The organism is Stenotrophomonas sp. 3diitr2024 (genome assembly GCF_042136455.1).
GTDB classification, from domain to species: domain Bacteria; phylum Pseudomonadota; class Gammaproteobacteria; order Xanthomonadales; family Xanthomonadaceae; genus Stenotrophomonas; species Stenotrophomonas sepilia.
This window is the reverse complement of record NZ_JBHHMJ010000641.1, coordinates 1-670: the sequence shown is the minus strand read 5'-3', so window position 1 is coordinate 670 and position 670 is coordinate 1. Positions and strand designations below refer to the sequence as shown.

Sequence of the window (670 nt, the reverse complement as noted above, 5' to 3'; positions counted from 1 at the left end):
CCACCCACACCGCCCCGCCATCCCACGGAATCCCGCCGTTGAGGTTGCCGGCCAGCGGCCGGCACTACCGCGGGTGCAGGGCGCAACCCTGCAACGCCCCCTTCCCCATACTCCGCCGAATGGGTATACAGTCGACCCATGCCGGCACCGTGCCGGAATGAACCCTGGGAGGGGACCATGCGCAAGACCTTCAAGACCCTGCTGCTGGCATTGCCGATGTGCCTGGCCGCACTCTCGGCGCAGGCCGCCGACGGCGCCGCCGGCCGCTGGAAGACCATCGACGACAAGACCGGCAAGGTGAAGTCGATCGTCGAGATCACCCAGGCCCCCAACGGCACGCTGACCGGCAAGGTGGTCGACATCCTGCACTCGGACAAGGGCCCGAACCCGGTCTGTGACGGCTGTGAAGGCGCCAACAGGAACAAGCCGGTGAAGGGCATGACCATCCTCTGGAACCTGAAGGCCGACGGCGCCAACAAGTGGTCCGGCGGCACCATCCTCGACCCGGCCAACGGCAAGACCTACAAGTCGAAGATGGAACTGCAGCCCGGCGGCACCCGGCTGGACGTGTCCGGCTGCATCGCCTTCATCTGCCGCGCGCAGACCTGGCAGCGCGAATAAGCGCCCCGCACCTCCGTCAACCCGTGACCCGGCCCCGGCCGGGTCACGT

1 protein-coding gene is annotated in these 670 nt (G+C 67.9%); it reads left to right on the top strand.

The annotated features are described in order from the left end of the window. The first annotated feature begins 177 nt into the window (after positions 1-177). The gene (locus ABGA94_RS16640) at positions 178-621 is read left to right on the top strand and encodes a DUF2147 domain-containing protein (RefSeq protein ID WP_065179246.1); all 444 of its coding nucleotides are present in this window, start codon (positions 178-180) and stop codon (positions 619-621) included. The last annotated feature ends 49 nt before the right edge of the window (positions 622-670 follow it).

Bases quoted from the DNA above. Each gene is read 5' to 3' on its own strand.
- ABGA94_RS16640 (WP_065179246.1), top strand. From the start codon at position 178: ATGCGCAAGACCTTCAAGACCCTGCTGCTGGCATTGCCGATGTGCCTG.